The organism is Pseudoalteromonas sp. XMcav11-Q (genome assembly GCF_040104525.1).
Lineage (GTDB): Bacteria > Pseudomonadota > Gammaproteobacteria > Enterobacterales > Alteromonadaceae > Pseudoalteromonas.
Window position 1 is genome coordinate 68926 of record NZ_JBECOX010000006.1, and the last position, 17396, is coordinate 86321.

Genomic DNA, 17396 nt, shown 5'->3' on the forward strand with positions numbered 1-17396 from the left:
GAATTTTAATAATTATGAAGTGGACCACGTGAGTAATTGCGCTGAGATTCACTTAGGACTCTGATAAATACCATGAAACTTGATAGTAGCAAGTATCCCTTACTCGCGTTAATTGACGAGCCAAGTCAACTCCGTCAATTACCCCAGCACAAGTTAACCGCCTTTAGTGATGAGCTTCGCGAGTATTTGCTGAACTCAGTCTCTCAAAGCAGCGGTCACTTTGCATCTGGTTTAGGCACTGTAGAGCTTACTGTAGCTTTACACTATGTGTATAACACACCAAGCGATAGGCTCGTTTGGGATGTAGGTCATCAAGCCTATCCGCACAAACTACTTACAGGTAGAAGAGATAGGATGCATACGATCCGCCAGAAAGATGGCCTGCATCCTTTCCCTTATAGAGAAGAAAGCGAATACGATACGTTTAGTGTTGGCCACTCAAGCACTTCTATATCAGCGGCACTTGGTATGGCTATCGCAGCTGAAAAAGAAGGGATTGGACGTAAGACCGTCGCCGTTATTGGTGATGGTGCAATGACCGCGGGCATGGCGTTTGAAGCCATGAATCACGCAGGCGACATCAATCCAGATATGTTAGTGATCCTAAACGACAACGAAATGTCTATCTCTGAAAACGTTGGCGCACTCACCAATCATTTCGCGAAGATCCTCTCTGGTAGCTTTTACACCAATATTCGAGAAGGCAGCAAAAAACTGCTGTCTGGTGTGCCGCCGGTAAAAGAGCTTGCAGGCCGTATGGAAGAGCATTTAAAGGGGATGATAATCCCTGGTACTTTCTTTGAAGAGCTAGGCTTTAACTATATTGGCCCAATTGACGGACATAACGTAGATACTTTGGTAGATACGCTGCGTAATATGCGTAACCTAAAAGGCCCTCAACTATTACACGTTAAAACCCAAAAAGGGAAAGGTTATAAACCTGCAGAAGCAGATCCTATTGGTTATCATGCCGTGCCTAAGTTCGATCCAAGCGTCCATAGCTTACCCAAATCAAAACCTAGTGCACCAACCTTTTCAAAGGTGTTTGGAGATTGGCTTTGCGATATGGCTGCACAAGATAATAAGCTCATGGCAATCACACCAGCAATGCGTGAAGGCTCGGGCATGGTACGCTTTTCTAAAGAGTACCCTGCTCAATATTTTGATGTTGCCATTGCTGAGCAACATGCTGTGACACTGGCAGCGGGTTTTGCTTGTGAAGACCTCAACCCAGTGGTTGCAATCTATTCTAGCTTCTTACAACGCGCATACGACCAACTCATTCATGATGTCGCACTACAAAATCTGCCAGTGTTGTTCGCTATTGACCGTGCCGGTGTCGTTGGTGCGGATGGTGAGACGCACCAAGGCGCATACGACTTAAGTTTCTTGCGCTGTATCCCGAATATGGTGATCATGGCACCAAGCGACCTTAATGAGTGCCGCCAAATGCTCTACACAGGTCATCGCCTAGATAGGCCAGCAGCAGTGAGATACCCCAGAGGTAGTGCGGGAAGCGCCGAGATTGATACGGAAATGACCGCAATAGAAGTTGGTAAGGGCAAGGTAGTAAGAGAAGGTGAAAAGCTGGCTATTTTAAGCTTTGGTACATTGCTTGAAAACGCTCAAGCCGTAGCCGAAGAGCTAAATGCCACACTTGTAGATATGCGTTTTGTCAAACCCTTAGACTGCGCCCTTATCGAAGAGTTGGTTGTAACTCACGAGCGCTTCGTCACACTTGAAGATAATGCTATTGCCGGTGGCGCAGGCTCCGCAGTAAGCGAGTATTTAATTGCTCAAGGCCATCAAAAACCAATTAAACTTCTTGGTCTACCTGACGAGTTTATTAAGCATGGTTCACAAACTGAGATCCATGCCGAGCTGGGCTTAAACAGCGAAGGCATCAGTCAACAAATTAAGGCTTGGCTTGCGTGAGTCTGCATTCAACCTAAAAAAGGCTTCCATTTGGAAGCCTTTTTGCTATGAGTTTTACCTCATCCATACACTGATTTCAGCAAGCCCATTACTTTGTAATAACTGTAATTGAGACTCTATATTCGCACTTTGTTCAAACTCAAAAGCATCTAACTGATCATCAAAAGTAATTGTTGCAGCACCATCCCCACCGCGTTGTTTAACTTGATGCAGCGCAATATCAGCCAAATTCACTGATGATTCCCAACCAATCACTTTGCCACCGAGTAGTGGTAGAGGGTAATAAGACCACCCCATAGAAACTGTCAGCTTAGTGGTTTTTCCATTAGGAAGTCGATAGTCCGTCTCAGCAATGGCTTTACATAAATCACTAACATACTCTTCAATGTCATCTCGACTGAAATCACGCAATAACAATAAGAATTCATCCCCACTCCATCTAACAACATAGTCTGAACCTTGAGTACGGGTATTTAAAAGTGTCGCTAACTGTTGTAAGCAACTGTCGCCACCAATAGGACCATAAGAATCGTTAATCTTACTAAAGTCATCGATATTCATGATCATGAGCACTAGGCTCTTATTTTGGGCTTGTAGTGATTGAGCATTGCGCTGGTAGTGCTCAACATCTTTAGGAAGTTGATCAAACAAAAAGCGACGACTTCGCAAGCCTGTCAGCTCATCGGAATGACTAACCAGCTTAAGTTGTGTATTAACTTGATTTAGCTTTTCATTTGCCTTTCTAAGCTCCGTTGTACGCTCTGCAACTAACGCCTCTAATGCGGCCTGCTTTCTTCTTTCTTGTGCTCTAAACACCCAAAAAATCAGATAGAACATAAAGATAAATGCACAAGTAATAAACAATCTAAAGTAAATCGTTTCGTCGAAGCGCCGAGGTAGTACAATTGATAAGCTTAGCACTTTAGCCTTTTCCCAATCTTGTCCTTGACGCTTAGCTTCTAACACAAAGGTAAAGTTGCCTGGAGGCAAATTGGTGTAAATGGCTTCACGCCGTGATTGTGCATCCCGCCATTGTGTATCATGGCCATTGAGTTTGTATCTAAACTCAATGCTATGAGGCGCATAAAAATCAATGGCTGTATAATTGATAGTTAAATCGCGTTCCGATGTTTCAAGCTGGATCACTTGATTTAATGATTCTGTACTAAATACTCTATCGTGGGTAGACAATGACTCTAGCCTTGGCAATAAATCCCCACCGCCAAAAAGCTGGACATTTTTAGGGATCTCAACAACGCCTTGTAAGCTGGGGTAAAAAATAGCTGACTCGGTTTCAACCACGGCATCATGCCCAAGGCCTGAACAACATTGGCTTGGTCTGCCATCAAGCTGCCTATCGAATGGGCTTATTACTTGTTCAACTTGCAAACTCTCTATAACGTGACCAAATTGCGCAACGGGCATGCGATATACCCCTTTCATTGTGCTCACCCAGATGAGCTGATTGCTCTTGTCATAATGCAAAGAAAATATCGATCCGTAAGGCAATCCATTTGAAGCATCAAGCTGATACCAATCACCGTCTGAGGTACGATAGAATAACCCATCGTTGAGAGAGCCAACTAAAGTCGTCACAGTATCCAAATGCAAAATACTGGTGATATAAGCGGTATCCAACGACGTTTGAGAACCAATTTTTTCGATGCCTTTATCATTGTAGCGATACGCACCTTTGTTAGTACCGATAAAACCATATCTCGGAAAATCCTCAACAAAAGTAACAAATTGACTACCAAGAAAAGCGTTGTAGGCAAATGGCGTTATCCCCTTGTAATCAAGACGATACAAACCTCTCCCTGTACCAAACCACATTCCCCCTCGGTTTGAAGGGCTTAGTGAAAAGACTGGATTCTGTCTGAGCTCTCGCTCAGTTAATTTTTGTAGTGTGCCATTTTCGTAGATAAGTGCACCACGGTCTGTCCCAAGAATGAGTTTTTCGCCAATAAACTCCAAGTCGTGTATCACGGAACGATTTAACTGCGCACTAGTTAGCACGGGTTGATAACTATCATTCAATCCCATAATGCCAAGCCCCTCACGACTAGCGACCCATAACTGACCAGAGGGCCCCTGTGTGATGGCTGAAATTGCTTGGTTTACTCTAGGACCAATATGATGCCGCTCCACTTTTCCTGAGTGGGCCAGCCACAAGCCTTCATTTAAACTGGCAAGCCAGATATTATTATCTTTGTCCATAAAGATATCTGCAAACCAGATACTTTGATCCAACTGAATTGGCTCGACAGCTTGCCAAACACCATTATTCTGTCGATATAACAGCCGACCATAAGTAGAGACCCATAGCCCGCCTTCCTTATCATTTAGAAACTTATATACGGCATTGTTACCCGCATCTTGATAACGGCGTAGTACTTCGTCAATATCTAGAAAATACGCACCCAACTCTGATGCTAAGAACAACTTACCATCGACCCAAGCTAAGTCATGTATAATGGTTTGCGCTAACTGCTCAGGTAGTGAAACCTTACTCGCCAGCTCAAGCCTAACGCCATCACCGTTGCGATTGCTTGATTCACTGATTTTAAGTAGGTGACGTTCATTCACTAGCCAAATACCATCAGGCACCAACGCCATTTTAGTCACAGAACCTACGATTTGGTTTATTTGAGTCACATCTAACGTACTTTGTTCGATGTTATTGGCGGCTAACGTCAGCTTTTTCGCAGAAACATAATACAGACCATTCGCAGCAATCCAGATCCCGCCATCTTCATCTTGCAAGATATCTCGTACAGGCCCCTGCAGATCGAAACGCCGAGCTTCTAAGGTTTGGGGATTGAGTCTTAACAATCCTCGACGCGTGCCAACCCAGAGCATGCCAAATCGATCCACCACCAATTTATTAATGGCATTACTATTTAAAAACTCGGTATTTTGGGTGTTGAAATTTTGGAATTGATGACCATCAAACCGACTTAAGCCAAACTGAGTTCCGAGCCAAATGTAGCCTTGATTGTCTTGAACGACACTCTTAACGCTTTGTGACGGTAACCCACTTTGGATATTCCACTGTTTAACTACGTAATCATCTATCGCCGCAAAACTCGTAATTGGTAGCAGCAAAGTGAAAATGAAAAACAATAGCCTTGTCATCTCGATTCCATCACATCAGCACAGTTAGACTAAAATGCCAGTTTTAAACAAAGCTTGCACGCAAATCAATGAAAAAATGCCAGCTAATACATCATCTAGCATAATCCCCGAGCCACCGTGCAAACGTTTATCGAGCCATCTTATCGGACCCGGTTTCAAAATATCGAAAAAGCGGAACAAAATAAAGCCAACGATTAATGACTGCCAGCTAAGCGCCGCCCCTATCATGGTAATATAAAAACCTGCCACTTCATCCCAGACAATGGCTGGGTGGTCATGAACATTAACATCGTCTGCTGTTTTACCACACACCCAGATCCCAAATAACGTCATGACAATCGCAACCAGACATTGCAGCCAAATTGGTGCGCCTTGGGTTGCAAAAATAAACGGTAATGCGGCGAAGGTGCCAAAAGTACCAGGTGCTTTTTTCGCTAAACCAAGACCAAACCCGAGTGCAAAGAATTGATGCGGCTTCTTTAAATTAAATACATACTGCTTAGCCAAACCAACTCCTAGCTAAAATGCTCAAAACCAAACCCTGAGAGCTGGTAAGGTTGACCTTTTTTGAGCAATTGAATTTCGCCATTATTAGCCGTAATTTGGCCAATACAAACTGGCTCAACACCATATTGCTTCAATCTGGTTTCCACGGCATTTTTGTTATTATCATTGACCGTGAAGAGTAACTCGTAGTCATCGCCAAAACCGAGCGCGAGCCGCATGCGTGCATCTTCATCAAGACTTGAGCGCAGCGCATCAGATTGAGGAACTTTATCGGCGTTTATCTTAGCGCCAACTAACGAGCTACGTAAAATATGCTTAAGATCCGCGAGTAGACCGTCTGAGATATCAATTGCAGAGGTAGCAAGACCCCTAAGAACTTGGCCCGCAGCAACCCTTGGTGCTGGGTAGTGAAACTTTTCAAGCGCCGCTTTGTAATGTTTTGGCTCAAGTGTCCAGCCCTGCTTTCGCGCTTCAATAGCAAGCCCTGCGTCACCAAGTGGACCTGTTACATAAATCCAATCACCCACCCGTGCTCCTGAGCGCTTGAGTGCTTTACCAGTTGGTACAATACCTTTTGCACATACAGTGATAGTCAATGGACCTTGCGTTGTATCGCCACCTATTACTTGTACGTTATAATACTCAGCAATTTCATGCATGCCCTCAGTGAAGGCTTCTAACCACTCCAAGTCAGCGTTAGGTAGCGTTAAACCAAGTGACACCCAAGTAGGTTCTGCACCCATAGCAGCTAAGTCGCTAAGATTCACAGCGATAACCCGATGGCCTAGTGCCCGAGGTGGAATATCTTCAAAAAAGTGCACACCCGCAACTAGCGTATCCGTAGTTACCGCAAGTTGATTGCCAGCAGGAACTGAAACCAAGGCGCAGTCATCACCGATCCCAAGCTCTACATCTCGGCGAGTAATGCCACGGCCTTTAAAGTAGTGATTGATTAGCTCAAATTCTTTCATACACAAAAAAGCCGGCCAAGGCCGGCTATTCCTATAGTAAAGCTTATTTGCGAATAAACTTAACCGCTTTGTCTAGTACACCGTTAACGAATTTGTGGCTCTCTTCAGCGCCAAACATTTTCGCTAACTCAATACCTTCGTTGATAGCCACTTTGTATGGCACATCTTCACGGAATTTAAGCTCATAAGCACTAACACGTAACACGGCAAGCTCAACCATATCCAATTCTTCAAGTGGACGAGCTAAATGCGGACGAATTGCTTCGTCTAGCTGCTTTTGGTTAACAACAACACCACGCGCTAAGTCTTTGAAGTATTCTACATCGACTTTAGTTACGTCGTTTTCGATCAGCATTTGCTGTTCGATATCGGCAATTGGGTTACCACTTAGCTGCCAAGAATAAATAGCTTGTAAAGCAAGTACACGTGCTTTGCGTCTAGCTGCTGGTTTCACTGAGATTCCTCTTAAATTTGCTCTAGCACGTTCACCATTTCTAGAGCTCCAAGGGCGGCTTCTCCCCCTTTGTTGCCCATTTTAGTGCCCGCGCGCTCGATAGCTTGCTCAATGCTTTCAGTAGTAAGTACACCAAAAGCGACAGGGATATCATAATCTAATGAAACGCTAGCTAAGCCTTTGTTAGACTCGTTAGCAACTAAATCGAAGTGTGGTGTACCACCACGAATAATCACACCTAGCGCAATAATCGCGTCGTGCTCTTTTTTCATCGCAACGCGTTTTGCTGCTAGTGGTAGTTCAACCGCTCCCGGTACATATACAACCGTGATGTCTTCATCGCTAACACCACCGGTACGTTTTAATTCATCTACAGCGCCTTCAAGTAAGCTGCTACCGATAAAATCGTTAAAACGTGAAATGACAATGGCAAATTTTTTGCCAGGAGCGTATTTATTACCTTCGATTACTTTCATTAGATGTTCCTAATCTGTATGAGCAATTGCCAAATTGAGGCGCATGATAGCACAGTAATGTGGCAATCGCCTACTATCTGAATATAGGCGATTGCGATCAATTTGGCATTTTGGAATTATTTTGGAATTATTTTGGTTCGACGTATTCAACCACTTCTAAGTGGAAACCAGACAGTGCATGATATTTTTTAGGTAGACTCATTAGGCGCATTTTCTGAATGCCTAAATCAGCCAAAATTTGCGACCCCACACCTACGGTACGCGAAGTACCTTGGAATTTACGGTAGTTCACCTGTTCACCCGCATCTTCCGCAGCAAATGCCTTAACCAGCGCTTCCATCTCTTCGCTGCGTTCTTGCTTACCAAGAATGACTAATACGCCTTCGTTGTCGGCGATGTGCTTCATGGCACTTTGCAGTGTCCAGCTTCTATCCGCGCTGCGATCTGAATGAAGAATATCGTTAAACGTGCTTTGCAAATGCACACGTACTAAATTGGCTTCTTCCGATTTGATCTCGCCCTTTACCATCGCATAATGCAGTTGATTATCAATGGTGTCTTTGTACGTCACTAGATTAAACTCACCAAACTCAGTAGGCAGTTTACACTCTGCTACTTTTTCGATAGTGGTTTCGTTTAAGTTACGATACTCAATTAAATCAGCAATGGTGCCGATTTTAATATCGTGTTCTTTTGCGAATACTTCTAGTTGTGGGCGACGTGCCATAGTGCCGTCTGGATTGAGAATTTCAACAATCACAGATGCAGGCTCCAGTCCCGCCAAACGCGCTAAATCACATCCGGCTTCAGTATGGCCTGCACGCGTTAAAACGCCGCCTGGTTGCGCCATGATTGGGAAGATATGACCTGGTTGTACGATATCTTCAGGTACTGCACCTTTGGCAACTGCAGCTTGTACTGTACGGGCGCGATCTGCCGCTGAAATCCCCGTCGTTACGCCTTTCGCAGCTTCAATAGACAAAGTAAAGTTGGTAGAGAACTGAGCGCCATTGGTTTTCACCATTAGTGGCAAGTTCAGCTGCTCACAGCGCTCCTGTGTCATGGTCAAACAGATTAACCCGCGACCATATGTTGCCATGAAATTAATTGCATCTGGTGTAATGTGCTCTGCTGCAATGATCAGATCACCTTCATTTTCTCGGTCTTCATCGTCCATCAAAATAACCATTTTACCGGCTTTAATGTCCGCGATGATTTCCTCAGCACTATTTAAACTCATAGTTTTCCCATTTTTACTTTGTCTATGGCTACTTTATAAAGCCAGCTTTCGCCAATAGACTGGTTGTGAGAGTGGACTCGCTGGCAGCGCTTGGCTCACCCTGAATTAGTCTTTCGAGGTAGCGGGCGATTTGGTCAACCTCTAGGTTTAATTTTGACCCGACTTGAAAACCTGCAATCGTCGTTTCTTGCGCCGTGTGTGGCACTATGGTCAATTTAAAGCGATTTTGTTCCACGGCATTGACCGTCAAACTGATACCATCAATGGCAACCGAACCTTTATACGGAATATACTTCATTAGCGATGACGGCGCAGCTAACCAATAGTCAGTCGCTCTGGCATTAGCGGTTATCTCAACCACTTCAGCAATACCATCCACATGGCCTGACACCAAATGACCGCCTAGGCGTGAAATCGGCTGCAGTGCCTTTTCAAGATTTACCTTTTGGCCTTGTTTGTACTCGGCAAAACGCGTCAAACTTAAGGTTTCGTTAGAAACATCGGCTTTGAAGCCATCATGAAACTTCTCAGTTACGGTCAGGCAAACCCCGTTCGTGGCAATACTATCACCCAAGTTTACATCACTCATATCAAGAGATGTCGTGGTCACACGAACAATTAAATCGCCGCCCTTGAGCTGCAATTGAGTTAATGTTCCTGTTGCTTCGATAATACCTGTAAACATTTTACTTCTCTTTAGTCGCGATAAGTTTGAGATCAGGCCCCACTTGGCAAACGTCGCCAAACACTAACTCAGGTATTTGCGACATGGCACTCAGTGGTGTGGTGTTAAACAGCCCTTTTCCAGCGCCAATTATTTTCGGTGCCAAATAGATGATATATTCATCGATTAGCCCTTGTTCATGCATTACCCCCGCAAGGGTGGCACCGGCTTCTAGCCAAACATAATTACAGTGCTTTTCAGCCAGCTTGTTGAGCACGGCTTTTAGGTCGAGCTTACCGTTGATTTCAGGCACGACAATTTGCTCTACGAAATGAGGCCATTGCACTGAATTATCAATAGTACGGCGGAAAATAATCACTGGAGATGCAATTGTAAATAGCGCAAGATCTGGTGTCAGACGATTTTGTGAGTCAATAATCGCACGTATCGGCTGGCGTAGCTCAGATTGAGGATAATCGGTGTCTTGCAAAAACTCCTCACGAACATTGAGTCTTGCGTTGTCTACCATAACCGTATCGGCTCCGGTCAAGACCACACAGCTCTGCGCGCGGTGGCGCTGTACGTCTAAGCGCGCTGCCGCTGAGGTAATCCACTTGCTCTGGCCATTGTTTAGTGCGGTTTTACCATCAACAGAAGCGGCCAGCTTACAAGTCACGAACGGCAACCCATACTCCATTCGCTTCAAGAATCCGGTATTCAGTGCCCTTGCTTGTGGCTCTAACAAACCAAAAGCCGTTGCAATTCCCGCGGCTTCTAACATTGCCAATCCACGCCCTGCAACTTGTGGGTTGGGATCAACCATGGCTGCAACCACTCTGCTGACGCCTGCGTCAATCAGACCTTTTGCACACGGCGGCGTTCTGCCATAGTGACTACATGGTTCAAGCGTTACATAGGCAGTTGCACCTGCGGCTTTAGCTCCAGCTTGCTTAAGCGCATGTACTTCAGCATGGCCTTCACCTGCTTTTAAGTGTGCACCTTCGCCGACGATTTCACCGTCTTTTACGATCACACAGCCGACGTTTGGATTGGGTGTTGTGGTGTATTTACCGCGCTTTGCAAGCGTGATGGCGCGGCTCATATAATCATGGTCTTGCGTTGTGAACTGGCTCAATCCCCCAACCTCGCAATTTCTTCACCAAACTCACGAATATCTTCGAAAGAGCGATATACTGAAGCAAATCGCACATAAGCCACTTTATCGAGCTTTTTGAGGGCTTCCATAATACATTCGCCAATCATGTCGCTTGGTACTTCACGTTCGCCAGTACCACGAATTTGAGATTTAATTTGGTGTACTACTTCTTCTATTTGTTCTGTACTAACAGGACGCTTTTCCAACGCTCGGTGCATGCCATTGAGTAACTTATCCTCATTGAAAGGCTCCCTGGTACCATCTTGCTTTATCACGCGCGGCATTAAGAGCTCTGCGCCCTCGAAGGTAGTAAAGCGTTCGTGGCATAAAATACACTCACGACGGCGACGGACTTGGTGGCCGGAAGCAACCAAACGTGAATCTATTACTTTGGTATCTTTGGCTGTACAGAATGGACAATGCATAGACGCTCTCGTTGACTCAAAAACAAAAAAGGCCGCTTGAATGCGGCCTTAATCATAACAAAAAACTGCTTTTTTGTGAGCGAAATTATGCGTAAACAGGTAATTTAGCGCAAATTGCTTTTACTTTTTCTTTCACTTGTGCCTGTACAGACTCATCATTGATGTTGTCTAGTACGTCACAGATCCAGCCAGCAAGCTCTTTCGACTCAGCTTCTTTGAAGCCACGACGAGTGATCGCAGGAGAACCGATACGAAGACCAGAAGTAACGAACGGTGAACGTGGATCGTTTGGTACAGAGTTTTTGTTTACTGTGATGTTTGCACGGCCAAGCGCTGCATCCGCATCTTTACCGGTGATGTCTTTATCAATCAGGTCAAGTAGGAACAGGTGGTTTTCAGTTTTGCCAGAAACCACTTTATAACCACGCTCCTGAAGTACCGCAACCATAGCTTGTGCATTTTTAACCACTTGCTCTTGGTATGACTTGAACTCTGGCTGTAGTGCTTCTTTGAACGCAACCGCTTTCGCAGCGATAACGTGACATAGAGGACCACCTTGACCGCCAGGGAATACCGCAGAGTTTAGCTTTTTATAGATTTCTTCATCATCACAAGCAGAGATGATAAGACCACCACGAGGACCCGCTAGCGTTTTGTGCGTTGTTGTTGTTACAACGTGTGCATGAGGCACTGGGCTTGGGTATATACCAGCGGCAACAAGACCTGCAACGTGCGCCATATCAACAAGTAGGTAAGCGCCTACTTTATCAGCGATTTCGCGGAACTTAGCCCAGTCAACGATACCTGAGTACGCAGAGAAACCACCGATGATCATTTTTGGCTTGTGCTCAAGTGCTAACGCTTCAACTTGCGCGTAATCGATTTCACCAGTTTCTTCGTTTAGACCGTACTGGATAGCATTGTACGTTTTACCAGAGAAGTTTACGTGTGAACCGTGCGTTAAGTGACCACCGTGAGCAAGGCTCATACCTAGCACAGTGTCATGTGGCTGAAGTAGCGCTTGGAATACCGCCGCATTTGCTTGTGAGCCAGCGTGAGGCTGAACGTTTGCGTAAGTCGAACCAAATAGCGCATTGGCACGGTCAATCGCGAGCTGCTCAACCACGTCAACGTGCTCACAACCGCCATAGTAACGCTTACCTGGGTAACCTTCAGCATACTTGTTTGTTAGCTGAGAACCCTGCGCTTCAAGTACACGTGGGCTACAGTAGTTCTCAGAAGCGATAAGCTCGATGTGCTCTTCTTGACGTGAAGTTTCTGCTTCAATCGCTGCAAATAGTTCTGGGTCAAAATCTGCAATATTCATGTTACGTTCTAACATGGTTTCTCCTAGGTAAACGTAAGGGTATTTTTAAAGACAATCTAGCATCATAAGATAACCAGTTTGCCTATGAAATCAGCATGGGCATATTTAAGCAGGGATTGAATTTATTTCACACCCCTATCGCGATGATATTTTTTTATTTAAACATTAATATTTTAAATAAGACAACCTAAGTTGCATTTGAAAAGCTAATATAGTCTTGGAATTGACCTTATCTGAGTGGGCGTTCTACCCACTCAGACAGGCTCTCTTATTTAGTTGAGTTTTGCTAACATTGCTGCCTTCAAAGCATCATAATCTGCACTAAGCGGCTCTGCCAAACATGGTTTTTGCAATGCATCGGCCAACGGCTTCGGCATATCAAGCTGCTGATTTAAAACACCTTCTACAGATTCTTTAAACTTCGCAGGATGCGCAGTGGCAAGGAAAATTCCGGTTTCATCCGCTTGAGGGTCCAGCGCTAATCCTTCGTAGGCTATCGCAGTGTGTGGCTCAGCCAAGTAACCTTTGTCATGTAATTCTTGCATTACCGCCTGAGTCCGTGCTTCCGATACCGAACGTGAATAAAAGTCATGTTTGTTAAAATCCCCTCTTTCTAACATGATTTCAACACGAGGCCAGTTATTAGGTTTACTCACGTCCATCGCATTAGAGAGTGACTCTAAAGTGTCGTTTGGTTGCCACTCACCCGAGGCAATGTAACGGGGCACAGTATCATTTTGGTTTGTCGTGGCACTTAACTTGGCAATAGGTAATCCAATCACCGCCGCAATCATTGCTGCACAGACGTTGCCGAAGTTACCACTTGGCACTGAAACATGCACTTTATCACGCTGAGATTTAGGTAATTGTGCTAGCGCTTCAAAGTAATAACACACTTGTGCCACTAAACGGCTGATGTTGATGGAGTTTGCCGAATTAAGACCAAGCTTTTGCTTTACTTCGTCATCAAGGAATGCAGACTTCACCATCGCTTGGCAGTCATCAAAGCTGCCATCTACAGCATAACAATGAATGTTTTTCCCAAGTGTTGTAAACAGCTTTTGTTGGGCAAGCGAAATTTTGCCATGAGGATAAAGGATCACCACATCGACATTTTCTTTTTCGTAAAATGCATGGGCAACGGCGGCGCCCGTGTCACCACTTGTTGCGGTGAGGATAGTCACGCGCTCACCTTGATTAAACATGCTAATGCATTCCGCCATAAAGCGGCCGCCAAAGTCTTTAAACGCCAATGTTGGCCCATGAAAAAGCTCTAAACAATGCTGATTTTTAGCAACTTCGACTAATTTAGCAGGGAAATTAAAGGCGCGTTTTACCATCGCATCGAGGGTATCTTGTGGTAGTTCATCACCAATAAGGTGATGTAATACCTTGGCACTGCGCTCAGCAAAAGGTAATTCAAGTAGTGCATCAACATCCGCAATACACTCAAATGTAGGAGGGAAAAATACCCCTTGGTTACGACCTAAACCAATTTTTACCGCTTCAACGAATGAGACTATCTGCTGTTCGTCTTTTAAATTCACTAATTTCATTACTTTTGATCCTTTAATTCTCTTGTGCCTAGCGTATCTAATCGGCAAATATGGCTAAAACCCGCTTCATTAATGTAATTTTGTTGCAACCATTGCTGCACTGCATTTGCCTGTTGCTCAGACTTACAAATAGCAAATAGCGTGGGCCCTGCCCCTGAAATACTTACCAGCTCGGCACCTAGGGCTGGTAGCGCGTCTTTTGCTTCGTTAAAGCCAGCAATGAGTGGCGCTCTCGCTTCTTCGGCAATGCTGTCTTTCATCATCGACAGTGCTTTGTCAAATTGACCTGACTGCATCAATAAACAAAAGCCCGACAGTCGCTGGGCAAACTCCACCGTATCATGCAAAGAAAACTGCTGTGGTAGTGCTTGCCTTGCTTTCGCTGTATTCAAGGCAAAGCCAGGATATGCAATAACATAAAACCAGCTTTCATCATGCGCAACGCTGATTGCTTTACTTGGAATGCAGTCTGCTGTCAGTTGTAGCCCACCAAGGTAGCAGGGCGTGATGTTGTCGTAGTGACGACCACCACTGACCTTAGCTTCAAAGTCGGCCATTAATTCAATAAGCGCCTCTTGGCTTAATTGCGTATTGGCAAAATCATTGAGTGCAGCAAAAGCGGCAACCACAGAGCAAGCGCTAGAGCCTAGACCTGAACCAACAGGAAGGCCTTTATACAAGGTCATGGCAACCGCCGGCATGTTGGGTGCCACATGCTGTTTGAAGTGCTGTAAACACTGAAACGCTAAATTGTCTTTAGGATCAGCGGAGAGCTTTTCAGCATATGGACCAATACAGTTGAACGTATCACGCTCTGCGGCTTCAACGCTGACCTGATCACCCAGTAAACTGCCATCAATAGGCTGGAGTGCGGCGCCAAGGGCATCAAAGCCAACACAAAAATTCCCCATTGACGCTGGTGCATAAAATGTTTTCATAGCTCCTACCTCGACAGCGTTTTTAGGATATCAGCAAATACGCCAGCAGAGGTCACTTCTGCGCCCGCGCCATAACCTCTGATCACAAAAGGCTTTGGTTGATAATATTGGCTCAAAATAGCCAGTGCGTTTTCACCGTCACGAATATCGTACAAAGCGTGCTCTTTATCTACCGCTTCAATGCCAACGCGGCATTTACCGTCAACAATTGAACCGACATAGCGTAGCACTTGGCCTTGTGCTTTGGCCGCCGCAATACGCGCTGCGAAAGCATCATCTAATTGCGGTAATTGCGCCATAAATTCATCAACACTGGCGCCCTCAGCAAACCCTTCAGGTAATACTGATTCAACTTCAATATCACTGAGTTCCAACGGCAGTCCCGATTCACGGGCAATGATAAGCAGCTTACGTGCGACATCCGTACCAGATAAGTCATCGCGCGGATCTGGCTCTGTAAAACCGCTTTGTTTGGCTTTCTCTGTCGCTTCCGATAGCGATAAACCATCCGACAATACGCCAAAAATATACGATAGCGAGCCAGACAAAATACCACTGAATGAAAGCAATTCATCTCCTGCGCCAAACAGCAATTTAAGGTTGTCTAATACAGGGAGTCCGGCGCCAACGTTGGTTTCGTATAGAAAGTGACGGCGTTTAGCTAGTGCAGCCTGCTGCAGTGACTGATAATACTCATAGCTGCCAGTATTGGCTTTTTTATTAGCCGCAACGACATGAAAGCCCGCGTTAAGAAAGTCTAAATAGCCATCGGCAACAAACTGAGCCGCACTACAATCGACAATCACAGGGTTAATTAAATGATTTTGTCTAACAAACTGGCTAACCTGTTGTAAATCAAAGCCCGACTCCGCTTTCTCAAGCGCCAATTCCCAGTTATCAAACGGAACGCCTTCAGGGTCTAAGTAACACTTACTTGAGTTTGCAATGCCATAGAGGTTCAAACGGATATTGCGTTTTTCAAGCCATGCTTGCTGCTTATGAAACTGCTTCATTAATTCTTGACCCACTAGACCGCAGCCAATCAAGAATACATCGATGGATGGCACGTGCGTGAAGAAGTTTTCGTGGCACACTTTTACTGCATCTTGGCAAAGTTCACCATCAACCACCGCCGAAATAGAACTCTCCGTTGAGTCCTGCGCGATGGCAACAATATTCACCTGAGCCTGTGCAAGTGACGCAAAGAATTTGGCCGCAAGACCTTTGTGCGCTTTCATGTTGTCGCCAACCAAAGTAACGATAGCAAGGTTACGTTGCACTTCAATTGGGTCGATTAATCCTGCTTGCGTTTCAAGCTCAAATGCCTGTTCAAGCGCAACCAGCGCAAGTGTTAAGTCTTGCTCATGGACACAGAAACTGATGCTGAATTCACAAGAAGATTGCGTAATAAGTACGATGGATACGTTATCTGCTGCCAGTGCAGAAAAGACCCGAGCAGCCATGCCAACCTTGCCTTTCATCCCAGGTCCTGCCACGGTCAGCATAGCAAGTTTATCAAGACTCGAAAGCGCTTTTACTGGAGCCTCGCCACCGCCCTGAGCACAAATCAGTGAACCCGGCACTTCTGGATCATGAGTATTTTTAATTTCACAAGGCACATCAGCTTTGGCGCAAGGTAAGATTGTTTTTGGGTGCAGCACTTTAGCGCCAAAATAAGATAGCTCCATGGCTTCTTTATAAGATAGCACGTCGACCTTAGTCGCTTTCTTTATCAGACGAGGATCTGCACTGTAAACGCCATCAACGTCAGTCCAGATTTGACAGATTTCAGCTTCAAGACACGCAGCTGCGACAGCTGCAGAGTAGTCAGAACCGTTGCGACCAAGCGTTGTCAGCTCGCCCGCTTCATTGCTTCCCGTAAATCCTGCCATGATATAAAAACGCGACGCTTGGGCACGCACTAACTCTGCAAAACATACTTTACTTAGCTTAAGGTCAACTTCAGCATCGAGATACCCGCCCTGCGTTTTTACACAAGCGTCAGCACTAAGCGCGACTGAATCTGATTGCAGCATGGTGTCCATCAGCGCAACGCTAATGCGTTCGCCAAAACTAATGACATAGGCTCTTGCTTGATCTGGACAATGTCCCAGTAACTTGGCCCCATCTAATTTATTCTTAAGTAATTCAAAGTCAGGCCAGCCTACAACACCACCGTACACCGCTTGTACTTCATCGTATAAGCCTTGGCTGCGGGAAGTAAATGACTGCCACTGGGAGTCAAACGCATCTCCTCGTCCAGCCAAATCAGCAAGCTCAACGAGCTGATCTGTCATGCCACCGGGAGCCGACAGCACGATAAGCGCTTGTTGTTGGCCATGGTCTTTAACTAGCTCGCTGACTCTTTGTAAACAGGCAAAATCTTTGAGGGAAGACCCTCCAAACTTTAGTACTCGCATCATTTTTCCTCATTCCAAAAACAAAAAAGGCCTGTGTTCTTAGTGAACACAGGCCTTTTTCAAACTCGCACTGACCTATGCCACTATCCCGTTAGGATGGTGGTTGTAATAATGGTCGTAGTGATAATATTCGTTTTCATAATTTTAGAGTGCCTGAAGTTTAGCCGCGCTGTCAATACGAAAGAGCAAAAT

The 17396-nt window shown here is 45.2% G+C and carries 14 protein-coding genes; 1 reads left to right on the forward strand and 13 read right to left on the reverse strand.

Annotation, left to right across the window (positions count from 1 at the left end; all coding sequences use genetic code 11):
* Positions 1-72 precede the first annotated feature (72 nt).
* Positions 73-1935: a 1-deoxy-D-xylulose-5-phosphate synthase gene (dxs, locus tag ABMY45_RS11500; protein ID WP_102057344.1), complete on the forward strand. Its 1863-nt coding sequence runs from the start codon at positions 73-75 to the stop codon at positions 1933-1935.
* Between the two features lie 54 nt (positions 1936-1989).
* Here dxs and ABMY45_RS11505 read toward each other — a convergent pair whose 3' ends face one another.
* The 13 genes from ABMY45_RS11505 to thrA all read right to left on the reverse strand — a co-directional run bounded on the left by ABMY45_RS11505 (position 1990) and on the right by thrA (position 17204).
* Entirely contained in the window at positions 1990-5070 is a 3081-nt protein-coding gene (locus ABMY45_RS11505) for a ligand-binding sensor domain-containing diguanylate cyclase (RefSeq protein ID WP_010606136.1), read from the reverse strand.
* Positions 5071-5094: 24 nt separating this feature from the next.
* A complete protein-coding gene (locus ABMY45_RS11510) occupies positions 5095-5577 on the reverse strand; it encodes a phosphatidylglycerophosphatase A (RefSeq protein ID WP_010606135.1) in 483 nt (160 codons plus the stop codon).
* A gap of 8 nt (positions 5578-5585) precedes the next feature.
* Positions 5586-6548 carry a thiamine-phosphate kinase gene (gene thiL / locus ABMY45_RS11515; protein ID WP_174169863.1) on the reverse strand — a complete coding sequence of 321 codons (963 nt, stop codon included), beginning with the start codon at positions 6546-6548 and terminating at the stop codon, positions 5586-5588.
* A gap of 43 nt (positions 6549-6591) precedes the next feature.
* Positions 6592-7002 carry a transcription antitermination factor NusB gene (nusB, locus tag ABMY45_RS11520; protein WP_010372094.1) on the reverse strand — a complete coding sequence of 137 codons (411 nt, stop codon included), beginning with the start codon at positions 7000-7002 and terminating at the stop codon, positions 6592-6594.
* 11 nt (positions 7003-7013) lie between these two features.
* On the reverse strand, positions 7014-7478 hold the full coding sequence (gene ribE, locus ABMY45_RS11525; protein WP_010372096.1) for a 6,7-dimethyl-8-ribityllumazine synthase: 465 nt from the start codon (positions 7476-7478) through the stop codon (positions 7014-7016).
* A gap of 127 nt (positions 7479-7605) precedes the next feature.
* Positions 7606-8718 carry a bifunctional 3,4-dihydroxy-2-butanone-4-phosphate synthase/GTP cyclohydrolase II gene (gene ribBA, locus ABMY45_RS11530; RefSeq protein ID WP_010606133.1) on the reverse strand — a complete coding sequence of 371 codons (1113 nt, stop codon included), beginning with the start codon at positions 8716-8718 and terminating at the stop codon, positions 7606-7608.
* Between the two features lie 28 nt (positions 8719-8746).
* The gene (locus tag ABMY45_RS11535) at positions 8747-9403 is read right to left on the reverse strand and encodes a riboflavin synthase (RefSeq protein ID WP_010606132.1); all 657 of its coding nucleotides are present in this window, start codon (positions 9401-9403) and stop codon (positions 8747-8749) included.
* A 1-nt stretch (position 9404) separates the two neighbouring features.
* The gene (ribD, locus tag ABMY45_RS11540; RefSeq protein ID WP_235366552.1) at positions 9405-10517 is read right to left on the reverse strand and encodes a bifunctional diaminohydroxyphosphoribosylaminopyrimidine deaminase/5-amino-6-(5-phosphoribosylamino)uracil reductase RibD; all 1113 of its coding nucleotides are present in this window, start codon (positions 10515-10517) and stop codon (positions 9405-9407) included.
* Positions 10514-10963, reverse strand: a complete 450-nt coding sequence (gene nrdR / locus ABMY45_RS11545) for a transcriptional regulator NrdR (protein WP_010372109.1) — start codon at positions 10961-10963, stop codon at positions 10514-10516. The genes ribD and nrdR overlap by 4 nt, the downstream gene beginning before the upstream one ends.
* Before the next feature lie 85 nt (positions 10964-11048).
* Positions 11049-12305, reverse strand: a complete 1257-nt coding sequence (glyA, locus tag ABMY45_RS11550) for a serine hydroxymethyltransferase (RefSeq protein WP_010372111.1) — start codon at positions 12303-12305, stop codon at positions 11049-11051.
* 257 nt (positions 12306-12562) lie between these two features.
* On the reverse strand, positions 12563-13846 hold the full coding sequence (thrC, locus tag ABMY45_RS11555) for a threonine synthase (RefSeq protein WP_349288906.1): 1284 nt from the start codon (positions 13844-13846) through the stop codon (positions 12563-12565).
* Positions 13846-14784 (reverse strand): homoserine kinase, encoded by a 939-nt coding sequence (gene thrB, locus ABMY45_RS11560; protein WP_174169860.1) that lies wholly within the window; start codon positions 14782-14784, stop codon positions 13846-13848. The genes thrC and thrB overlap by 1 nt, the downstream gene beginning before the upstream one ends.
* A gap of 5 nt (positions 14785-14789) precedes the next feature.
* On the reverse strand, positions 14790-17204 hold the full coding sequence (gene thrA, locus ABMY45_RS11565) for a bifunctional aspartate kinase/homoserine dehydrogenase I (RefSeq protein ID WP_174169893.1): 2415 nt from the start codon (positions 17202-17204) through the stop codon (positions 14790-14792).
* Positions 17205-17396 lie beyond the last annotated feature (192 nt).

Bases quoted from the DNA above. Each gene is read 5' to 3' on its own strand.
- dxs (WP_102057344.1), top strand. From the start codon at position 73: ATGAAACTTGATAGTAGCAAGTATCCCTTACTCGCGTTAATTGACGAG.
- ABMY45_RS11505 (WP_010606136.1), bottom strand. From the start codon at position 5,070: ATGACAAGGCTATTGTTTTTCATTTTCACTTTGCTGCTACCAATTACG.
- thiL (WP_174169863.1), bottom strand. From the start codon at position 6,548: ATGAAAGAATTTGAGCTAATCAATCACTACTTTAAAGGCCGTGGCATT.
- ribE (WP_010372096.1), bottom strand. From the start codon at position 7,478: ATGAAAGTAATCGAAGGTAATAAATACGCTCCTGGCAAAAAATTTGCC.
- ribBA (WP_010606133.1), bottom strand. From the start codon at position 8,718: ATGAGTTTAAATAGTGCTGAGGAAATCATCGCGGACATTAAAGCCGGT.
- ABMY45_RS11535 (WP_010606132.1), bottom strand. From the start codon at position 9,403: ATGTTTACAGGTATTATCGAAGCAACAGGAACATTAACTCAATTGCAG.
- nrdR (WP_010372109.1), bottom strand. From the start codon at position 10,963: ATGCATTGTCCATTCTGTACAGCCAAAGATACCAAAGTAATAGATTCA.
- glyA (WP_010372111.1), bottom strand. From the start codon at position 12,305: ATGTTAGAACGTAACATGAATATTGCAGATTTTGACCCAGAACTATTT.
- thrC (WP_349288906.1), bottom strand. From the start codon at position 13,846: ATGAAATTAGTGAATTTAAAAGACGAACAGCAGATAGTCTCATTCGTT.
- thrB (WP_174169860.1), bottom strand. From the start codon at position 14,784: ATGAAAACATTTTATGCACCAGCGTCAATGGGGAATTTTTGTGTTGGC.
- thrA (WP_174169893.1), bottom strand. From the start codon at position 17,204: ATGCGAGTACTAAAGTTTGGAGGGTCTTCCCTCAAAGATTTTGCCTGT.